Source organism: Actinophytocola sp. (assembly GCF_050699935.1).
Taxonomy (GTDB): Bacteria; Actinomycetota; Actinomycetes; order Mycobacteriales; family Pseudonocardiaceae; genus Actinophytocola.
On sequence record NZ_JBOHGB010000013.1, the window covers coordinates 18,624 to 37,807 of the forward strand.

Sequence of the window (19,184 nt, forward strand, 5' to 3'; positions counted from 1 at the left end):
GTCCACTTCGGACGCGAACTGGCCCCCCGGTAGAGTCCCTTGTGGCCGGGGGTCAAGTGCAACCCCGACTGTGTGATTTGGTGAGCCCGACACACCTGGAGCCGGAGTACATGGGTTTTTGGACTTACGTGGCCGCGTTTATCGCGGGAGTTGACCCGGCGGCGTATTCGGGATTCGACCTGATGACGCTGATGTCCAGTGGAAGCAAATATTGGATGTAATCGCCGGCGGATATGGGAACGACCGCGGTCGACACGAGACCGATCGCGAAATATCACATCCACATCGGATACTTCTACTCGTTCTGGTCCAAGGCCACAGATCGGGGCGAAGGGGACCGTCGCGGTGAACACCGGGTCACGACGGTGACGTCGTCGTGTCGAGGCGGGCGAGTTGGTGGCGTACGCGGTCGGCGTCGGGGACGCGCTGTTGGGCTTGGTACAGCTGAGCCGCGCGCTGCCACGCGTGCGCGGCCTGCTGGTAGTAGTGGAGTGTTGGGTGTGCGCTCCGGTGTGGTAGGCGATGTAGCCCGGCTGTCGAGCGTCGCGGCCGCGCCGTGTCGGTTGCCGTGGCGGCGGAACATGGTCAGTGCCGTCTCGCTGTGGGCGCCGGCGTCCAGGTGGATGCCCAGCGCGGCGACCAGGTCGTCGACCGAGCGGGTGGACACGCCAGCGACGTAGGCCTCCATCACCACCGCGTACAGCGCCTGGTCGATACGCCGACGGGCCTCGTGGATCAGCGGGAAGAACGAACCCTTGCGCGGCTTGGGATGCGCGGGTCGATGTCGCCAGCCTTTGTGGACAGTGTCCGTGGCCGCGACCCGTTGCGCTCACGCCGTTGAGTGCGGTTCGCCGTCGTTCAGCGATATGAGCGACCTGGACGCGTGGCGGTGTCCGGAATGGCGGCACGCTCGGAGTCGGGAGGTCATTCCTGTTGCCTTTCGGGGTCGTCGCCCAGCCACTGGTAGTCGTCGGGGATCTCGAAGCCGAGCATTCCCACGAGCCGGGTGGCGATGTGGTCGTTCGCCTCCGCGAGTGACTTCGGGCGCGTGTAGTACGCGAGAACCGGGGGCATGACTATGCCTCCCATGGAGGTCACCAGGTCCATGGCGCGGATGTGACCGGCGTGCAGCGGGGTCTCGCGGAAGCACAGGACGAGTCGTCGCCGTTCCTTCAGGGTCACGTCCGCCGCGCGCGTGATGAGGTTGTCGGAGATCCCGTTGGCGATGGACGCCAGGGTGTTCGCGCTGCAGGGCACGATGATCATGGCGTCCACCGGGAACGAACCCGAAGCCGGTGCGGCACCGATGTCTCGCCATCCGTAGCTCGTCTCCGCTTCGGCTTCCAGACGGACATCGGGGAGCTCGTAGCGGGCGGTACGCCGCGCCGCGGCACTGACGACCAGATGCCGCTCGACACCGTGCTCGCCCAGCTTCCGCAGGACGCGTGCGGCGAGTTCGGTCCCCGTGGCACCGGTCACCGCGACGACCACGCGGGTCGGACGCGACTGCTCCCATCCCGATGTGCTCACGCCGGCGCACCCGTCCCGAGGAACGCCGCGTCCAGGGCGCCCGAGGACCGCAGCTCGGCGAGCCCTCCCCGCGCGACGAGCTCCCCGGAACGCAGCACGTACGCTCGGTCGACGATCCCGACGAGGACGTCGACCCGCTGCTCGACGACCAGTACCGCCATCCGCGCGTGCGCCACCATATCGCGCAGCACGTCGAAGATGTGGTCCACGACGATCGGCGCGAGCCCGGTGCTGGGTTCGTCGAGCATCAACACCCGGGGCTCGAGCACGAGTGCCCGTCCGATGGCGAGCATCTGCTGCTCGCCGCCGCTCAGGCTCCGGGCCGCTTGGTGACGCCGCTCGTGCAGACGCGGGAACAAACCGTAGACGGTCTCGCCGACCAGCCGTTGCCAGTCCTGCTTCGAGGACCGGTCGACCCGGGCGTCGAACGCGACGCGCAGGTTCTCCTCGACCGACATCGCCGGGAAGAGCCGGCGTCCTTCGGCAACGTGCAGGACACCGTCGCGAGCGCGCTGATGCGGCTTTCTGTGCCGTATCGACCTTCCGGCCACCGCGAGTTCGCCCCCGGTAACCGTGGCGAAGCCGCTGACGGCGCGCAGCAGGGTTGACTTCCCCGCACCGTTGGCGCCCAGCACGCCCACGCACTCGCCGAGGCCGACTTCGAGCGAGACCTCTCGGAGCACGGTCATGGCGCCGTATCCGGCGCGGAGGTTCGTGATTCTCAGCATGGGTTCCTCGTCGGCCGTCATTTCGGCACCCACGCCTCGCCGGGGTCCGGTGGAGGAGTCGCGCTCGTGGCGACGCCCTGACGCCCGAAGTAGGCCGACGCGACGGCCGCGTCGCGGCGAACCTGCTCCGGGCTTCCCTCCACCAGCACCTTCCCTTCGTCGACCACGGTCACGTGATCGGCCAACGACATCACCAGGTTCATGTCGTGCTCGACGAGCAAGATCGCGCGGCCCGACATCGCCACCGCGCGCAGGACCCCGGCCAGGTGCGTCTTCTCGTTGCTGTCGAGCCCCGCCGCCGGCTCGTCGAGGATCATCAACCCGGCGCCGGTCACGAAGCATCGCGCCACCTCGGTCAGGCGTCGAATGCCGGGAGGTGTCTGGTCCGGGCGCAGGTGCGCGAACCCGCCGATACCCACCGCGCGCATCACCCGTTCGCTGCGGTCTCTCAGGTCGCGTTCCCAGCGGTTGCGGGGACCCACGACGGCGTCGCGCAGCAGGCCAGACCTCCGTGCGGCGAAGGCGCCCACCATGACGTTCTCGGCCAGGGTGAGGTTCGGAGCCAGTGCGACGAGTTGGAATGTCCTGGTCATTCCCAGCCGGGTGCGCTTGAACGAGGGCATCCGCTCGATCGAGCGGCCCCGGAAGCGGATCGAGCCTTTGGTCGGCAAGAGCAGCCCGGTTACCAGGTTCACGATGGTGGATTTCCCGGACCCGTTCGGTCCGACCAGTGCGTGTATCCGTCCGGGCTCGACGGTGAGGCTGACCCCGTCCACGGCGCGAACCCCGCCGAAGTGCCTGCGGAGGTCGCGAATCTCGAGCTCGGCGCCGCTTCTCTCGCGGATCGGCTCCAGCGAGGCGTCGGCGTCGCTGCCGGGAGACGAATCCCGCGGCCTCTCCACGGGAGTAGGCACCAGCGTGGCGACGCCGCCTCGGAGTCTGATGAGGACGGTGACGAAGATCAGTCCGATCAGGAGGGTCTGGTAGTCGGCGATCCCACCGAACCACTGCGGCAGGATGAGAATTATGGTGGCGCCGAACAACGGACCCACCGACGTCGCGGTGCCACCGATGACGACGACGATCAGAATCTGGATGCTCTGTGCCAGCCCGATCGAGGTGGGGGAGGCGAACAGCAGCGATATCGCCGAGAGTCCTCCGGCCAGCGCGGACACGGCACCGGCGACCATGTACACGGCCACCCGGGTCCGGAACACGGGGACTCCGGCGGTCGATGCGACGTCCGGCACCGCACGGACCGTCGCCAGCAGCCGGCCCAGTCTGGTCGCCGGCAGGAACTCCATCATCAAGACGATCACGGCCGTGGTCCCGGCGGCCAGCAGATGCACCTGGACGTCGTCGAGGTCCCCGGTGCCGAACACGTCCCGGGCGCCGGCCGAGACGCCCACCTCGGCGCCGGTGAATGTGAAGCTGACGATGAGGGCTCCGGCTATGGAGGCCAGTGCGACGGTGATCAGGAGTTGGAGGAATCCCTGCATCCTCAGCACGATGACGCCGAGAAGGCCGGCGAGCGCGGTGGCCAGCAGCATCCCCAACCCAACGCCGACGATGCTTGGAACCTCGAGGTGAGAGGTGGTCAGGATGGCCGTGTACGCCCCGAGTCCGAAGTAGACAGCATGCCCGGAGTCGAGGATGCCGGTGTAGCCGAACGCGAGGTTGAGGGCCGCTCCCGCCAGGGCCAGCACAGCGATCGAGGTCCACACCGTCAACCACGCCGCGTCCATCTCCAGGGGTCCCAGCACGAATGCCGCCAGAAGCACCGCGACTATCCACATGCGAGCGTTGCCGAGCTTCGCCGCCGGTACCGCCAGCCATCCTGGCCCGTCGGCACTCAGGCGCTTCAGGCCCTTCACCGCGTCTCCGCCAACTGGAACGAGGGCAGCCGGCGGGCCACCAGGACCACGGCGATCAGCGCGGTGAAGGTCATGACCTCCGCGATGTTGGCGGTGAAGACTCGTCCCCCGAACGCCTCGATGAGCCCCACGAGCAGACCGCCGCCGAGGGCTGCCACCGGCGACCTCCCGCCACCGATGACCGCCGCTACGAACGCCTCTAGCGAGAGCGGCAGGCCGGAGGCGTAGTCGACCAGGACCAGCGACGCGGCCACGGCACCGATCAGGGCGGCTGCCGCGGACACGGTGGCGAAGCAGGCCAGGCGTAGCCGGTCCACGTCGATGCCGAGCATCATGGCCGCGCCGGGGTCGTCGGTCGTCGCCGACACCTGGCGGCCAGACTTGGTCCTGCGCAACCACCACTGCGCGATGAACGCCAGCACGAGCCCGGTGGCGACAAGGATCAACTGTGCGTGCTGGGCGTGTACGTCACCGACGGTCAACTGCCCATCGAGCACCTTCGGCGCGGACACGGGCTCGCGTCCCCAGGTCGCGATGACGAACCCCTCGACGGCGAACGCGATGCCCACCGTCGAAAGCAGCTGGACGAACGGGGGCTTGGCACGGAGGGGCCGCAATACGACCCGCTCCTGCGCGGCACCGGCGGCCGCCGCCACCAGCGCGACCACCGCCAGCGCCACCGCGGCGGGCAGGCTCCCACCGAGCGCCCCGAAGAGGAACGCACCCAGCACGAACGCACTGCCGATCGCCAGGTTGAGCACCCGGCTCACCCGGAAGCCGATCACGACGAGGACCCCCAGGGATGCCGCGATCATTCCGGCCCAGACACCCGCCCACACGAGGGACGGCAGTTCGGACGCGGCCGGGAGTCCAGACCAGATCACGGGGCTCCTTTGCTCGCGGGCGGAGGCGCGGTGGTGGCAGGTGTGTCCGGACGGTGCGTGCCTCAGTCGAGCGACGACCAGGCCCCATCGGCGAAGTTCGCGATGGCCAACTGCTCGGGATCGTTCGCCCCGGCGTGGGAGTCCTTGCTGAAGGTGAACGTCATCGTGAGCCCGGTGATCGGATCGCCCTTCTCCAACTCCCGGCGCATGTCCTCGGGTCGTACGCCGTTGGCGGCCGCGCTCATCGCCACCAGGATCGCGTCACCGCCGGCCATCGCGTTCCAGGACGCGGGACCATACTTCTCGGAGTAGAGCTTGTCGTAGGCGGCGACCACACCACCGGCCGCCTGTGCGTCGCTCGACACCATGTAGGGAGACCCGATGAAGTGCAGCTTGGGCGGCACCTCGTCGCCGACGATCTTGAACGTCGCCGCGGTGGCGTTGGAGTAGTTCATCACGATCGGCATGGACATGCCGGTCTCGTTCATGCCACGGATCACCGTCACCGCGGACTGCCCGACCGACCAGACCTGGACGACCTGGGGGTTCGCGGCCTTGATGGTGTTCAGCTGTGGGACGGCGGTGCGCGCGGTCCCCTCGAAGGACGTTCGAGTCAGCGTGAGGCCGTATTTCTCGGCGACCTGCGGCGCCAGCTCGGCGGCGACCGCGGATGCGTCGTCATTCGTGCTGATGAATCCGACGTTGGTCCATCCCTTGTCCTTGAAGTAGGAGAAGGTCCGATCGAGGGCCACGCCGGCGGGTGTGCCGGTGGTGAAGATGTCGGTGTCAGCGGGAGCCTCGGAGGCGGGCGCCGGAGCGATCGCGAACAGCTTCAGCGTCTTGTACGTCTCGAGGGTCGAGGCCCACAGCGAGGAGAAGATCGGTCCGATGAAGACGTCCACCTTGCCGCGGAGGCTTTGAATGCAGGTCTGAGCCTGCGCGGGTTGGCCGCCGTCGTCACAGACCTCGAGGTTGATCTCCTTCGACTTCTCGGTCGCGTTCCAGGCGTCGACCGCCACGTGGACGCCGTTCACCAACTCGGTGGCCGGACCGGCGAGGGGTCCGGTCAGGGACGCGATGAGTCCGATTCGGACGGTCGAGGCGTCGCCAGAGCTTGAGCCGCCGGTGTTCGAGCCGCATGCCGTCACGCACAACAGTGCCGCGATGGCCGTGAACGACTGCACGATGCGAACTGTGGACACTGGCTCTCTCCTCGCATTTCAGCAATGAAGCGCGCGGCCATCGGCAGCGATCATAACGACCTTGTGAGTTAGGTACAGAATGCGATGTTCTACTTTGACAGTACCTGTCTGCGGGGATAGTATGCGGGGTTGTTAAGCCATGTCAACAAGTGGTTCCCAGGAAGTGAACGCGCGTGCGGGTGGATACCTTCGGCACGGATGGGCTGGGCGGTTCCCGGGCGGCGGCCCAGGCAGCGGAGGCGCTCGGGTTCGATGGCTACTGGGCCGGAGAGGCCGGGCATGACCCACTCCTCGCCGCCGGTGGTGCGATCGACGCCTCGGCACGGCTGACCGTCGGGACCGGTATCACCGTCGCATTCGCCCGAACGCCCATGACCGTGGCGCAGGCCGCGTGGGATCTGGCCAAGACCAGTGGGGGCCGTTTCGTACTGGGGCTCGGCACCCAGGTGAAGGCACACATCACCCGGCGCTATGGCATGCCGTGGGGCGACCCCGTGCCCCGGATGCGCGACTTCGTGGGCGCCACCAGGGCGATATTCAGGGCCTACCAGACCGGTGAACCACTGCGCTACGAAGGCGAGTACTACCGGCACACGCTGCTGACGCCATTCTTCAACCCCGGCCCGATCGAGCACCCGGACGTGCCCCTGGCCCTCGCCGCGGTCGGAACGCAGATGGCCGAGCTCGCCGGCGAGCTCTTCGACGGCATCTTCATTCACCCGTTCACCAACGTGGCCTATATCGACAAGGTCACCGTCCCCAGTCTCCGAGCGGGAGCCCGGCGTGCCGGGCGCGACACGGTGCCGTGGGTTTTCGGCTATACGTTCCTCATCGTGGGCGACACCGACGAGGAGCTTGCCGCCTGCGAGTTGGAAGTCCGCAAGCGGCTCGCCTTCTATGCGTCCACTCCGGACTATGTCGACGTGTTGGCGGCCGTCGGCTTCGCGGATCTGCAGCCGGAGTTGCGGGCACTGGTGCGCGCCGAGGACTGGGACCGGCTTCCCTCAGTCCTGACCGACGAGCTGCTCGACCACTTCGCACTCAAGGGCACCTTGGAGGAGTTGCCCGCCCTCATCAACGAGCGGTTCCGCGGGCGATGCGATCGACTGGCGTCGTACCTGCCATTGCCGGAGACGGACCCCGACCGGTTGCGCGAGTTCGTGGCAGCGGTGCGGCGCGGCTGACGACGTTCACACCGTGTCGTACCCGAGAACCTCAGCGCGCCGGGCCAGCTGGTCGCGCAGCAGGCGCAGCCCGGCCAGGATGTCGGACTTGTCGCCAGTCGCATCCATCGCGCGGATCTGTGCCTCGATGCGTCGCACGTAGGCATCCCGCAGCCGCTCGATCTCGGCTGACCCGGCCGAACTCGAGTCGCGGAGGTGGTCCACGAGCTCGGCTCGTTCCCGCTCCAGCAGCGCGGGTTCCGCCACGACCTGCCGCGCGAGCCCGCGGAGGAGCGTGGCGGCCGCCGAGAGGTCGTCGGCGATCTCGACGCCGGCACGAGCCTGGGTCACGAGTTCCTCGAGGACTCTCGCCAGGGCGGCGAGCGCATCGTGCCCCGCGCTCACGGGATTGCCGCCACGGCCTCGATGAGCGCTTCGACGGTGAACAGGGACTGGTGCTCGAGGTAGAGGGAGGAGCGGATGGTCGGCAGCCGGACCGCCTCCCCCTTGCTGAGCCGGAAACGGGAGGTCGCCTGGAAAGCCGCGAGCTTCACGTTGCCCAGGACCTCCCAGAACCGCACGTCCCGCGCATCGACTTCGCCGCCGTGCGACCGGTAGAGGTCGAGCAGGTCGTCTCGAGGAACCAGTCCGCCGACCAATGTCGTGCCGGCCCATCGCCACCGGCGCATGCAGAACCAGCCGAGATCCTCGGCCGCCGTCCCCCGGTGGGCTAGTTCCCAGTCCAGGATCGCGGTCAGGGACCCGTCCGCTCGATGCAGCAGGTTGCCAGTGCGGAAATCTCCGTGCAGGAGGGCCGCGCCCTCGGCGACGGCGGCGTTCTCCGAGAGCCAGGTGAGCGCGAGGGCAAGCGCGGGGGTGGACGCGAGGCGTACCGAGTCCAGGACGCCCGCCCAGTGCCGCACCTCGGCCGCGGCCGAGGTGCTCCGACCATCCTGGAGGACGTCGAGGTCGGTCGCGTCAACCGAGTGGAGCTGGGCGAGCGCGCGCATGGCTTGGGAGGCAAGCCGGACGCGGGCGTCGGTATCGAGGGCGCGCACCGCACGTGCGTCGCCAGTGCCCTCGCATCTCGTCATGACGTAGTAGGGCCTGCCGAGTCGACCACCGTCGGGCGAGACGGCCAGGACGGTGGGGAGGGGCAGATCGAGCTTCGCCAGGGCTTCGTAGAGCCGGTACTCGACCGCGAGCGGCGTCTGCACGATCCCGGACGCGGCGTCCCGTCGCACCACGAGGTCGCGGGGAACACCGGGTGGCCCTCCGGTCACCCGTACCCCCCAGGTCTCCCTGGAGTAGCCCCCCTCGAGTCGTCGGACAGTCTCGACCGTGAGGGTTGCGCCCAGAAGCTCGCGCAGCTCCAGCTCCAGCGGACCGGTCGACAGCGTCATCGACGCCTCACACCACGAGTTCGAAGGTCGGCTCGCCGGCCGAGCACCGCTCGTAGAGCTCGGGCTCGTACCCCTCGAACAAGCCCTGGGTGACCTCACCGTCGCACGTGACGACGCAGTGGTGCTGGTCGAGTCCCGCCAACCGCACCTGGACCTGCGGATCGTTCAGGTCGAACGTCTCTGCCTCTACGGTGTCCGGACCGTCGTGGGTGCCGGCCCAGACATCACCATTGGGCGTACCTCCGCGAGGCCCGCCGTATCCGGCACAGCGCAGGAACGCGATCTGGTTGCCGAGGCGCTCGAACTCCAGGGTGAGGGTGCCGCCGCCCTCCAGGTGGTTGACGACCGTGCCGGCACGGAAGAGGCGAGTCGTCGGGTCGAATCGGAGCCGTCGTTCGAAGCCGACGATGCGCTCGGCCGGTCGATCGTCGTCGTGGTTGCGGAGCACCACGTCTCCCCACACGGCGAAGTCGTCGAACTCGACCCACTGCCCAGGAAAGTACGGCGGGAGCGATGACCGCGTGAGGTCCCCGACCCAGTGCGCACGCCCGCCGACACCGTTGCGGATTCCCCAGTGCCGATCGCGGGAACCGCGCAGGCCGACGGTGGTGGCGTCGAAGGTGCGTTCGCCGACGCGGAGGCTTCCTGTCGCACGGCCGAAGGTCTCGAATCCGGCCATGGCCTTGGTGATCACACCGTCGTCGTCCTCGATCGGGCCGATCCGCCGGAACTCGGGCCGCTTGGTGTCCTGCCAGGTCAGCTGGTAGTCGATCGACCACGGATTCGTGGCCAGGGCAAGCTCCCATTGGGACAGTCCCTCGACGATGCGCGCCGACAGCGGCGGGAGGTCCAGGTCCACCCTGTCTCCCGAGTACTCCCGGTACGCGCGGACTGTGGTGTGGATCCCGTCGTGCACGACGATCGCGAACGCCTCGGAGCGAGCGAGGTTGGGGTAGAACGCGGTGCCGTGCGTGACCCGCAGCCGGCCGGCGTCGTCCTGCAGGCCGAACCACAATCGTTCGTACGCGCGGGCATCCGTCGTCCACATCCTCGACGACGGGTCGAGGGTCTGATGAAGCATCAGGTCATCAGCCGGGGTGAGTCGCATCGGAACCATCACTCGCCGCCTCGTGGGGAGAGCGGACCGCCGTACCGCCAGAACTCGAACACGCTGCGGCACCTGGCGCAGTGCCATTGCGACTGCGCGGCCGACGTACCGAAGTACGCGACCCTGGTCACGTCACCGCTGTCGCAGTGGGGACAGCGCGGGGTTGGATCTTCCCTGCTCATGTCACATCAGCTCGCGATCGGCGATCCCGTTCGCCAGTGCGACGGGCACGAGCGACCCCTCGGGCCGGCGGCGAGTCGCCTCCCAGGGCGGCCGATCAGCCACGACGTCACCAGGCGTCCAGGTCGGCGCGAACTCGGCCACCTGGCCGAGGATCTCGCGGAGCTCTGGGCTGGCGTCGGATGGGTACCAGGTCCTGAGTTCACGAACCCGCTCCTCGAGGCACTCGTGGACGCGATCGGTGGAGGAGTCGGCCAGCACCCGTAGCCAGCCACGCACATAGTCGAGGACGAACGACGTCTCCATGAGGAGGCGGGCACAGGTGTCGCCCACGCGGCCGCCGTCGGTGCTGACCGTCCTAATGCGCTTCTCGACGGCCCACTCGCCGAGCGCGACCGCGGTAACGAAGTCCGTCCAGTCCGACGGCGGCCGGTCGAGGAGCACCATGCTGGCCAGCTGGTCGCGGGCGACCACGGTCACGGCGGACGTCGGCGGCAGGTCCGCGCTGTGGCGTACGAGTGAGTCGAGCACGCGGGCGTGGCCGAGGGAGACCTGGACCATCGCGGCCATGGCGCTGAAGTCCTGCAATGCCATGGCGTTGGGAAGGACCAGCGCGTACCAGTGACCCAGAACGATCTTGGTGTCCCGGAGCACGCGCAGCTCGGACTCGGACGTGGCCGACGACTCGCGGTCCGTGGACACGGTCATCTCAGACCACCCCGATCGTGGCGTAGCCCCCGACGACCGGGGTGAACGCGGCCGCGGGGGCGATCGCCATTTCCTTCCAACCACCCCGTGCGTACACCGCCCAGGCTCGGGCTCTGGCCATCTCCGGGTTCGGCGCGTCGACGCTGCCCAGGTGGGTGAGCGGTCGTCGAAGCTCGCGCCTGGCGAACACCTCCCACCGCGGCTCCTCGCCCTGGCTCACTGGTCCGCCTCCCCGCAATTCAATGTGTTGGTCGCGTTGGGCAGTGAGCGTTCGGCCCGGTCACGTACTGGTGGCTGGCTTGCTTCACGTTCCCCTGAGGTGACGGTTGCCGAGGTTGGCAGAAGGTGGCTCACGACTCCCCCTCGCAGGCTCGGTCGAGCCGCTCGCGGTCGCCCTGTGTTCGATGGTTCGCTCCGCAAGCTCCGCTCACAGCTGTACTCCGATCTCGCGCAGCGCGTCGACGGCCCGCGGGGTGACCGCGTCGCGCCGCCATGGCCGCTCCCACGCCTGACGGACCTCGACGTCGTGCACCCCCTCCACCCGCTGAGCCGCCTTGACGACTTCCTCCTCGAGCAGCCGGACAGCGGGACAGGACGTGCAGGGCAGACAGAGCTCGACGTGGGCTGTCGCGTCGGACACTCGCACACCGACGATCATGCCGAGGTCTACCAGCGACGCCGGGAGGTGTGGATCCTGGATGTCCTCGAGGGACCGCAGGACGGCCGTGTCGAGGCTGCTCGTGGTCGTCAGGCGACCCACAGCTCGGCCCCCCATCGCTGCCCCTGGATGAGTGCGACTCCCGGTAGCTTCCTCGGGCCGCCCCTCTTCCACTGCGCGAACTTGGCGGGCCACTCGACCGTCGTCGTGAGGTCCCACGTCTTCGTGGCCTCGTCGAAGAGGACCGGCAGCCGGTAGTCCAGCACGTAGGCGTCGGCTTCCTGGTCATAGTGCGCGGGCACCCGCAGGCCGACGGACTCGCTGAAGGCGGTCGCCTCGCGCAGCCAACGCTGTCGCAGCTCGTCGTTGGAGTGGCCGCGGATGCGATAGGTGAGTTGCCCGGTACGCGACTTCCGGTCGTCCGTGACGCCGAACCACTCGACGGCGAGGGGGAACATCCAGTCCACTGTGGCCTGGATGCGTTCCCGGAGGTCGGGCCGCTTTTCCCACAGCCGCCGGATCTCCCGCTCACCGTGTCTGAAGTGGAACTTCTCCTCGAAGTTCACCTTGGCCAGCGAACGGCGATACGGAGCGAAGGAGCAGTTGGCGGCCAGGTCGACGGTCGTGATGTAGCCGGCCCGGTCCCCGTAGGTCTGCATGCAGATGAACTCGATGTAGTCGTCGCAGCCGTGCTCCAGGATGTAGAACGACTTGTACGCCTCGGGACCGCGACCGAAGATCGTGGCCTGGGCCGAGACGCCGAACTCCTCCAGGAGCCGGAACATCATCTGGGCGTGCCCCATCTCGTCCTGGATCGACGCCGCCACGGCGATCCTGGCTTCGACGTCGGGGGCGTTCAGTAGCGCGTTGTAGAGCAACGGCAGGCTCATGATCTCCAGATCGGCCGCGATCGCGATGGTCTGCTGGAGCACGTCCCGATAGGGATCTGGCGCGTCCTTCAACAGCTCGACATCACCGCCCGCCGCCAGCCATTCGGAGAACGCCTCGAGATCCCCGGGCGGGGGAGCCGACTCGTCGACGAGCGGCAGGGCGTCGACGGTCCCGGTCACGCCGGCGCTCCTTCAGCTGGCCGACCCTCGGCGGTGGCCGTCGCCTCGGAGTCCCACATTCCCCGCAGCGCGGAGACGTCGGTCTTGCCGCGCTCGGTCTTGGGGATGGCGTCGAGGAAACGGATGTGCTTGGGAACCTTGAACGGCGACAACCGAGACTCCAGGAACTCGCGTACGGCCGCGTCCACGCGAGGACCACGCGTCGCGACGAATGTGACCAGCTCCTCGCCGTAAACGGGGTCGGGAACGCCGATCGTGCCCGCGTCGAGCACATCCGGGTGGGCGAGTACCGCCGTGGTGATCTCCAGCGGCGCGATGTTCACCCCGCCGCGGATGACGATGTCCTTGCTGCGCCCGGTGATCCTCAGGTAGCCGTGCTCGTCGAGGACACCGAGGTCGCCGGTCCGGAAGCTGGTGCGATCGGGCAAGGGGGCCAGGCCGCCCTTCTCGTAGTACCCCAGTGCCATCTGCGGTCCCCCGACCAGGATCTCGCCCTCGACGCCCGGCGGGCACACCGACCCCGTTCCACTGTCGACGATCCGGAGATCCTGGTACCTGGTGACCTGTCCCACCGTGGTGAGCACCGCCCGATCCTCCCGGTTGCCGGCCATGAATCCGGCCTCGCTCATGCCGTAGTACTGCATGATCCGGATCCCGTAGTGCACCTCGAAGTCGCGGTGCCTGTGCGGGGACAGCGGTGCGCTCGAACTCGTGAGATAGCGAAGGGACGGGAACCGCTCGCCCTCGAGGTCCACCTTCTCCTCGAGCAGCATGTTGATCGCCGTCGGTACCCCGACGGCGACCGTGATCGCCTCGTCGGAGATCCAGCGGAAGAAGTTGCGGCGGGAGAACCGGGGAGCGAGCACCGCACAGGCACCGCTGTAGACGGCACTGCCGATGCTGATGACCTGTGCCGAGATCCAGCTCAGCGAACGGGACTCGAGGATCCGGTCGTCCGGCCCGATGCCGGTGAGGTCGAGCGTCTGCGCGGCGAGGTGTGCGTAGCTGCTCAGGGAGTGGACGACCCCTTTGGGCTTGTCCGTGGTGCCCGACGTGTACGTGACGAGGGCCGGGCGGTGCGGGTCGACCCGAGGTAGGTCGACGTTCCGCGGCGACGGCAGGTCATGGAACAGGTCACCGGCGCCCGGGTCGCGCAACGAGCTGAACGACGCCACCAGCGCCGGCACCTCCACGCCGGCGGCCAGCGACTGCGCGAGCGTGCGCTGAGTCGCGTTCGCGACGACGAGCCGTGGTTGCAAGTCGTCGACTATCGAGCTGACAGTCGCGTTGTTGATCTCCGCGTTCAGCGGCGCGACGACGAAGCCGGCGCGCAGGCAGGCCAGATATACGAGGACGCACTCGATGCTGTTCTCCGCCAGGAGCGCCACCCGGTCGCCCGCGCTCACGCCCATGCGCCGCATACGCTCCACGGCCCCGGCGGACACTCGCTCGGTCGTCTGGAAGTCGATCTCCTCGCCCGAACCGATCACCCGCACGAAGGGTCGGTCGGCGCGCTCGCTCGCATGGCGGGCCAGCATGCCACCCACGTCGAGGAGAGCGGGATCCTCCCGCGGCACCGCAGAGGCGGCCAGGTCCGCGCTCAACACCTCACTGCCCTCCTTCGCGATGAGCTCAGTAGCCGAACTTCGCCAGGTAGCGCTCCCAGCCCCGCTGAGTCCGCATGCCGCGCTCCACGTCGTCGGCGGAGAAGAAGCGAAGCGGGTCCACCTCATCCACGGCGTACGACGGACGCTGGAACTGGTCCCGCATTCCAAACGGGACGGTCGCGTCAATGATCAGCCCGCCAGCGAAGCGTCCGCCGTCGTGCGTCGGCTGGAAGTTCTGGCCCAGGCCGCCCTCGAGAGTCCGGTGGACGTCCCGCGCCGGGTCGACTCTGGTCGTGAGCGCCCACATCACGTCGTCCAACTGGTAGATGTCGATGTCGTCGTCGACCGCTATCGCGATCTTCATCCCCCGCGACGACGCCATGGCCGCGGTCAGCAGGTTGACCTGCGCACCCTCGTCCCTGGCCCGGATCTTGCGGGTCTGGAACACCGCTCCGCCCCAGTCCGTCATCGGCCAGGGGATCCGCACGTCGGTGCAGAAGCCCGGACTCAGGCGCTCGGCCAGCTCCATGAAGGCGGCCTCGCGGGTCCAGGTCGTCATCAGGTGCACGTCCTTCATGTGGACGCCCAGCGCGTGGTAGATCGGCCGCTCCGCACGGCTGGTCACCGCGGTGGCGGTGAACTTGTAGGTCCGGTATGCCTTGCCCATGTAGCCGGCCCACTCCGGGTGGAAGGGGTGCTTGCCCTGGACCTGCTCGGCCTCGGCGGCCTCGCTCTCCCAGATCTTCTCGGTGGTCTCCAGGTAGCCCTCGATGACCCACTCCGCCTCGGCCACGGCAAGCGCGTCGACGGTGCGGGCGCGGACCACGTCCACGGGGGCGCCTTGGAGGCCACCCGCCACCCCGAGCTCGTCGGCTCCAGCCGGCAGCACCATGTTCATGAAGCCGGCGCTGGCCATGACCACGACCGAGGGCGGCACTCCGATGTTGATCGTCATCGGGATGGGGCCGCGGCGGTACCACTCGGTGGCCACCATGTCGCAGTGCGACCCGGGGGCCATCTGGAAGCTGGCGACGTTGGGGCCACGGAAGTTCATGCGGTTGTACCCCACGTGACTGCCGCCCCAGAAGTGATCGCCGCTGAGCAGTGTGACACCGCCGCCCAGAGTCCGGCCCGGGTCCTGACGGGTGTGGGAGACCATGGGGATGTGCGACCACACGTCGACGTCGCCTTCGACGACCACTTCCTGGACCGGGGCGTCCTCGACGAGGCGAGGCGGTAGTGGACGGCGGAGCGCGGAGCGCATGCGCCGCTTGAACTCATGGGTGTCCTCGACCCCGAAAAGCCGAGCCAGCCGTTCCTCGGTCGCCGTCAGGTTCGTGACCATCCGGGCCTCTGGGTAACCGACGACGTTGTCGAAGAGCAGCGCGGCTCCGCCATCGAAGATCTTCTGCAGGGCAACGATCTCGATGTCGGGATCGACCGGATGGTCGGTCGTCATCAGTTCGTCTAGCTCGCGTACCGCGCGGATCGCCCCGCGCAGGCTGGTCGCGGCGGGCTCGCCCATGCTTTCCTTACCCTCACTTAGCGTGCACCGGAATAATGTCATGGCCAGTCATCTGCCGATGACCCTAACTGCGCCCGCAGGTAACTGTCAATGGCAGTACACTGCGCTGCACAACGATCCACGTCCCCAGCGCACGACCGCATCTCACAAGGAGCCGCCATGTCCCTGCGCCACATGATCTTGGGCCTGCTCGCCATCAACGACATGTCGGGCTACGACATCAAACGCGCGCTGGACACGTCGATCTCCTTTGTGTGGACCGCATCCGACAGCCAGATCTACCGCGAGCTACGACTCCTCGAGGAGTCGGGCGCGGTCACCTCCCGGCGCGTCGAGCAGACGACCCGGCCGGCCAAGAACGTCTACACCATCGCCCCGGCCGGCAGCGAGGATCTGAACGAGTGGCTGCTCTCGCAACTCCCAGCGACCTACATCAATGACCCGTTCCGCGTGCGCCTGTTCTTCATCGGACTCACCAACCCACGGGGGCAGCAGCACCTTCTCGAGGCCCGCAAGGAGCAGCTCGAAAGGGAGATCGAGCGCTGGGAGTCGCGTCTGACGACGTTCGCCGAGGTCTCGAAGAGTCGCCACCCCGAGGTACTGACCTGGCAGCTCGAGCTGCTCAGCCTCACCCTGGAGCAGGACCGGATCGAGCTGGCCTGGTTGACGAAACACCTCGATGGACTGCACTCGGGTGCCAAGTCCGGCAAGCGGAGCGGCTCCAGGAGTTGAGGTGTGCCGGCCGATGCGGGATGTCTTCATCCGCTACCTCACGGAACGTCAGGCCGCAATGGACCACGTTCGATCGTGGCTGCCGGTGACGGCGATGGGCCGCCGGTTGGGGGAGGCGCAGCCAATGGCGGACACCGTGTCCGCATGACCGGAGAGAGTGGTGCGCAATGATGGCGCGGTCTGGCTTCCGGTACATCGGCGGGGCCGCAGGTTGACCGGGGGCTGGTCAAGTGGGCCGGCCAGGGAGGTGGCGCCGTAGCGGGCGGCGTCCACCAGCAGGATTTCGCGACGCTCCTGCGGTGTGCGCTGTCCATCGCTTCCGATCGATCGTCGGTAGACGGCCGCGGCTGACCGTGCGGGGACGGACTGGGCGACTATGTGGTTCGCCGCACCGGCGGGTCCCGGTCGTCGTGTTGCCCTTTCTCGCGCGCCGCCGGTTTCCCTTCGCCGCGGCGGTGGCGGTCTGGCCGGTGGGGATCGCACTGTCGTCGACGGCCGGGTGACGGTGTTCACGATCAGCGTCTTATGGTGGCCTCGTTCCTGCTCGGCAACGTCGGCGACACCGTCCGAGCGCGGCGCGGGCTGGCGGCCGTGCTCGGCGGGAGCGCGATTGTCGCCTTCCACATTCAGGATCCTGCGGGCCGACTCTGGTCACCGTTTGCGGAGGATGCCGCCGTCCTGCGGCTCGTCGTCGTCCCAGTCGGACTGGTCCGGTTGGGACGACGCCTCGCCCGCGCACGCGCGCTCGATCAACGCCTGCGTCTGCTCGGCGACCACGGCGTTGATGTCTTGCACTTCCGGCAGGTCCTCGGCGTTCCCGTCGGCGATCTCCGCCCAGGTCGCCTCGCCGTGACGCACCGCTCTGGCCAGGCGACGCAGGTACTCGGGAGCGCCGGTCGCCTCGGTGGCCAGCCGCAACGTCTCGGCGCTGACGCGGCGATACGGCGGCAGGACACCGCCTTCCTCGGCGGCCGTCATGCCGCTCCCTGGTCCCGCGGCGCGGCCGCCAACGTGGCCAGGAAGCGCTCGAAGTCCCGTACCACCGCTGGCGCCTGGTCCTCCGTCGAGGTCAGCACGATCTTGAGCAGGGCCTGCTTCGCGGCGTCCGTGGCGTCCCGCAACGTCACGAAGAAATGCACTTGGACCAAGCCGCGGCGGACTCCGCCGGCTGTCGTCGTCAGGTGCAGACGCTGGGTCAACCCCGGCGCGGCAGTGGAGCCGAACTCGGTCCGATGTGTCACGGAGACGCTAGCGCCTCGCGCCAGTGCACGCACCGACGCCTCGGCGACCTCGGCCAGCGACGACTCCGGTCGCTTCGGTTGGGCCGCGATGGTGATGTTGGGAGTGAAGCCGCGTGCGGTCTCGTCGTCCTGCGGGTGGATGGCCACGAAAGCGGCCCGCGGGGCGCCGGCTCGATCGGGGTCGACCGCCGACCAGCCCTCCGGCAACCGGAACGTGATCGGGATGGGGAGCCGAGTGCTCATCGCAGTGGTCCGTTGAGGATGTCCTCGAACCTGCCGATGATCCCGCCGTCGTTGACGTACTCGACGATGGACTCGTTCAGCTCGTCGACGTCGACCGTGACCTCCCAGCCCCATTCACCACCGACCCCGAGCACGGCGGCCACCTCGCCACCGATGACGAACCGGCCGTCGTCGAACGACAACTCGACGCTGCCCTCTGCGCCGATGCCGGCGCGCAGCTCGCCGTTGGCGCCCACGGTGATCCCGTCGACCTCCACCTCGGCGACGCCGCCCACGCTGGCCCCGGCGAACGCCCCGCCCTCGATCGCCAGGCCGTCCGGCCCGAGCGTCAGGCTCGCCTCGGCCTCGGCTCCAACGGCGGCTTCGGCGCTCGCGCTGGCCTCGACGCCTCCGATCGTGATCGATCCCTCGGCGTCGACGCGCACTCCGACGCCGGCATGCGCGTTCGCCGCGAGGCCGTCGCTGGACAAGGTGATCCCCGCTCCGGCGTCCGCGCCGACGGTGACGCCGACCGAGCCCTCGAGCCGCACGTCGCCGAGTTCGATGGTGCCGTCGGCGGACGTCTCGAACAGGTTGGCCTCGACGCTGACGTCCCATTCGGCCAGCGTCGCCCTGATGCTCGGCGCGTCGTCCGGGTTCGCCGTGGGCTGCTGCTCGCCGAACTCCGTCTCCGAGACGCTGCCGTCGAGGAACTGGCCCTCGGTGCGGCTGACGGAGGCCTCGCCGTGCTCGGTGAGGTGCTGGCTCGCCGCCACGGCGGCCTGGACCAGCCACGCCGGGGCGTCGTCGCCGGTCCCGCTCTCCGCCGCGATCGTGTCGGCGGTCTCCTGCGACACCCGGGCGAGCTGCTCGCGTGCGTCACGGAGGATGGCCTGGGCTTCGTCGCGGTAGGGAGCGCTCACGGTGGCCGGGTCCGGAGGCGGCGGAGTCCCGGAGACCGTGACGTTCGGGTCCTGCTGGGCCGATTCGGACGCCGCCGCGGCTTCCGCCTCCTTGACGTCGGCCAGCGCCCACTGCGCGATGGCCTCCTCGGCGTGCCGCTGCGCCGTGCGGACGGCGTCGGCGTAGTCGTGCAACGTCCGCTTCACGTGCAGGGTGGCGAGGCGGGCCTCGTGCCAGCGCTCCGCCTCCGGCGTGAACCGCTCCCAGAATGCCTCGGCGCCGTCGCCGGACCAGCCCGGTGTGTCGACTGCCTTGATCGCTTCGTAGGTGTCGAGCAGCGTGATGCTGGTGTCGTGTGTGGCCTCGGCATCGAACGCGATCGCGTCCGGGATACCGGGAATCAGTTCGCTCGCCACGGTCGTCGCGCCGAGCTCCTTCACCTCCAC

At 68.6% G+C, this 19,184-nt stretch carries 21 protein-coding genes and 1 pseudogene; 3 read left to right on the forward strand and 19 right to left on the reverse strand.

Annotated elements, in window-relative coordinates:
• Positions 1–622: 622 nt before the first annotated feature.
• The 6 genes and pseudogenes from ACRDTB_RS07555 to ACRDTB_RS07580 all read right to left on the reverse strand — a co-directional run.
• A pseudogene (locus tag ACRDTB_RS07555) lies at positions 623–843 on the reverse strand (transposase); the annotation flags it as partial.
• 81 nt (positions 844–924) lie between these two features.
• Positions 925–1,530, reverse strand: coding sequence for a UbiX family flavin prenyltransferase (locus tag ACRDTB_RS07560; RefSeq protein ID WP_431429269.1), 606 nt, complete (start codon positions 1,528–1,530; stop codon positions 925–927).
• Positions 1,527–2,258, reverse strand: coding sequence for an ABC transporter ATP-binding protein (locus tag ACRDTB_RS07565; protein ID WP_431429270.1), 732 nt, complete (start codon positions 2,256–2,258; stop codon positions 1,527–1,529). The genes ACRDTB_RS07560 and ACRDTB_RS07565 overlap by 4 nt, the downstream gene beginning before the upstream one ends.
• Positions 2,259–2,275: 17 nt before the next feature.
• Complete coding sequence (locus ACRDTB_RS07570) at positions 2,276–4,132, reverse strand: branched-chain amino acid ABC transporter ATP-binding protein/permease (protein WP_431429272.1); 1,857 nt, start codon at positions 4,130–4,132, stop codon at positions 2,276–2,278.
• A complete protein-coding gene (locus ACRDTB_RS07575; RefSeq protein ID WP_431429273.1) occupies positions 4,129–5,016 on the reverse strand; it encodes a branched-chain amino acid ABC transporter permease in 888 nt (295 codons plus the stop codon). Before ACRDTB_RS07575 ends, ACRDTB_RS07570 begins: the two co-directional genes overlap by 4 nt.
• 62 nt (positions 5,017–5,078) lie before the next feature.
• The gene (locus ACRDTB_RS07580; protein WP_431429274.1) at positions 5,079–6,218 is read right to left on the reverse strand and encodes an ABC transporter substrate-binding protein; all 1,140 of its coding nucleotides are present in this window, start codon (positions 6,216–6,218) and stop codon (positions 5,079–5,081) included.
• Between the two features lie 173 nt (positions 6,219–6,391).
• Between ACRDTB_RS07580 and ACRDTB_RS07585 the strand changes: the two genes are divergently transcribed.
• Positions 6,392–7,402, forward strand: coding sequence for a TIGR03617 family F420-dependent LLM class oxidoreductase (locus ACRDTB_RS07585; RefSeq protein ID WP_431429275.1), 1,011 nt, complete (start codon positions 6,392–6,394; stop codon positions 7,400–7,402).
• Between the two features lie 6 nt (positions 7,403–7,408).
• Here the strand turns inward: ACRDTB_RS07585 and ACRDTB_RS07590 are convergent, their stop codons facing one another.
• The 10 genes from ACRDTB_RS07590 to ACRDTB_RS07635 all read right to left on the reverse strand — a co-directional run bounded on the left by ACRDTB_RS07590 (position 7,409) and on the right by ACRDTB_RS07635 (position 15,640).
• On the reverse strand, positions 7,409–7,786 hold the full coding sequence (locus ACRDTB_RS07590; RefSeq protein WP_431429276.1) for a hypothetical protein: 378 nt from the start codon (positions 7,784–7,786) through the stop codon (positions 7,409–7,411).
• Positions 7,783–8,784, reverse strand: a complete 1,002-nt coding sequence (locus ACRDTB_RS07595; RefSeq protein WP_431429277.1) for a phosphotransferase family protein — start codon at positions 8,782–8,784, stop codon at positions 7,783–7,785. The genes ACRDTB_RS07590 and ACRDTB_RS07595 overlap by 4 nt, the downstream gene beginning before the upstream one ends.
• 7 nt (positions 8,785–8,791) lie before the next feature.
• A complete protein-coding gene (locus ACRDTB_RS07600; RefSeq protein ID WP_431429278.1) occupies positions 8,792–9,865 on the reverse strand; it encodes a hypothetical protein in 1,074 nt (357 codons plus the stop codon).
• Between the two features lie 35 nt (positions 9,866–9,900).
• Positions 9,901–10,074, reverse strand: coding sequence for a hypothetical protein (locus ACRDTB_RS07605; RefSeq protein WP_431429279.1), 174 nt, complete (start codon positions 10,072–10,074; stop codon positions 9,901–9,903).
• A 1-nt stretch (position 10,075) separates the two neighbouring features.
• On the reverse strand, positions 10,076–10,780 hold the full coding sequence (locus ACRDTB_RS07610) for a hypothetical protein (protein WP_431429280.1): 705 nt from the start codon (positions 10,778–10,780) through the stop codon (positions 10,076–10,078).
• A 1-nt stretch (position 10,781) separates the two neighbouring features.
• Positions 10,782–11,000 (reverse strand): hypothetical protein, encoded by a 219-nt coding sequence (locus ACRDTB_RS07615; RefSeq protein WP_431429281.1) that lies wholly within the window; start codon positions 10,998–11,000, stop codon positions 10,782–10,784.
• 207 nt (positions 11,001–11,207) lie between these two features.
• The gene (locus ACRDTB_RS07620) at positions 11,208–11,540 is read right to left on the reverse strand and encodes a metal-sulfur cluster assembly factor (protein WP_431429282.1); all 333 of its coding nucleotides are present in this window, start codon (positions 11,538–11,540) and stop codon (positions 11,208–11,210) included.
• Entirely contained in the window at positions 11,528–12,508 is a 981-nt protein-coding gene (locus ACRDTB_RS07625) for a 1,2-phenylacetyl-CoA epoxidase subunit PaaC (RefSeq protein ID WP_431429283.1), read from the reverse strand. Before ACRDTB_RS07625 ends, ACRDTB_RS07620 begins: the two co-directional genes overlap by 13 nt.
• A complete protein-coding gene (locus tag ACRDTB_RS07630) occupies positions 12,505–14,115 on the reverse strand; it encodes a class I adenylate-forming enzyme family protein (protein ID WP_431429284.1) in 1,611 nt (536 codons plus the stop codon). The genes ACRDTB_RS07625 and ACRDTB_RS07630 overlap by 4 nt, the downstream gene beginning before the upstream one ends.
• Positions 14,116–14,140: 25 nt before the next feature.
• Complete coding sequence (locus tag ACRDTB_RS07635) at positions 14,141–15,640, reverse strand: UbiD family decarboxylase (protein WP_431429285.1); 1,500 nt, start codon at positions 15,638–15,640, stop codon at positions 14,141–14,143.
• 159 nt (positions 15,641–15,799) lie between these two features.
• Between ACRDTB_RS07635 and ACRDTB_RS07640 the strand changes: the two genes are divergently transcribed.
• Together ACRDTB_RS07640 and ACRDTB_RS07645 are read left to right on the forward strand one after the other, a co-directional pair.
• Positions 15,800–16,372 carry a helix-turn-helix transcriptional regulator gene (locus ACRDTB_RS07640; protein WP_431429286.1) on the forward strand — a complete coding sequence of 191 codons (573 nt, stop codon included), beginning with the start codon at positions 15,800–15,802 and terminating at the stop codon, positions 16,370–16,372.
• Positions 16,373–16,385: 13 nt separating this feature from the next.
• Positions 16,386–16,520, forward strand: a complete 135-nt coding sequence (locus ACRDTB_RS07645; RefSeq protein ID WP_431429287.1) for a hypothetical protein — start codon at positions 16,386–16,388, stop codon at positions 16,518–16,520.
• 503 nt (positions 16,521–17,023) lie between these two features.
• On the opposite strand, the gene ACRDTB_RS07650 is transcribed toward ACRDTB_RS07645, so the two are convergent.
• The 3 genes from ACRDTB_RS07650 to ACRDTB_RS07660 are packed head-to-tail and all read right to left on the reverse strand — an operon-like array spanning position 17,024 to position 19,184.
• The gene (locus ACRDTB_RS07650) at positions 17,024–17,350 is read right to left on the reverse strand and encodes a hypothetical protein (RefSeq protein ID WP_431429288.1); all 327 of its coding nucleotides are present in this window, start codon (positions 17,348–17,350) and stop codon (positions 17,024–17,026) included.
• A complete protein-coding gene (locus tag ACRDTB_RS07655; RefSeq protein ID WP_431429290.1) occupies positions 17,347–17,856 on the reverse strand; it encodes a hypothetical protein in 510 nt (169 codons plus the stop codon). The genes ACRDTB_RS07650 and ACRDTB_RS07655 overlap by 4 nt, the downstream gene beginning before the upstream one ends.
• On the reverse strand, positions 17,853–19,184 hold the full coding sequence (locus tag ACRDTB_RS07660) for a putative T7SS-secreted protein (RefSeq protein ID WP_431429291.1): 1,332 nt from the start codon (positions 19,182–19,184) through the stop codon (positions 17,853–17,855). The genes ACRDTB_RS07655 and ACRDTB_RS07660 overlap by 4 nt, the downstream gene beginning before the upstream one ends.